The organism is Pseudoduganella danionis (assembly GCF_009720775.1).
Taxonomy (GTDB): domain Bacteria; phylum Pseudomonadota; class Gammaproteobacteria; order Burkholderiales; family Burkholderiaceae_D; genus Rugamonas; species Rugamonas danionis.
This window is the reverse complement of record NZ_WNKW01000053.1, coordinates 1-245: the sequence shown is the minus strand read 5'-3', so window position 1 is coordinate 245 and position 245 is coordinate 1. Positions and strand designations below refer to the sequence as shown.

At 46.5% G+C, this 245-nt stretch carries 1 rRNA gene; it reads right to left on the bottom strand.

The features are described 5' to 3' along the window. Positions 1 to 65: ribosomal RNA gene (gene rrf / locus GM655_RS23390) — 5S ribosomal RNA — on the bottom strand; the annotation flags it as partial. Between the last annotated feature and the right edge of the window lie 180 nt (positions 66 to 245).

Genomic DNA, 245 nt, shown 5'->3' with positions numbered 1-245 from the left:
CAGAGTTGTTTCACGGTCCTGTTCGGGATGGGAAGGGGTGGGACCAACTTGCTATGGTCATCAAGCTTTGACTTGTACGAGCCGCGTTCACACGAACGTTGCTCAGAATCTGGAATCGGTAAGTAATGGGGTAATGAAGTTGTCTCAACAACGTTTAACGGTCTTCTTACCTATACCCTGCTAAGGTTATAGGGACAAGCCGTACGGGCAATTAGTATCAGTTAGCTTAATGCATTACTGCACTT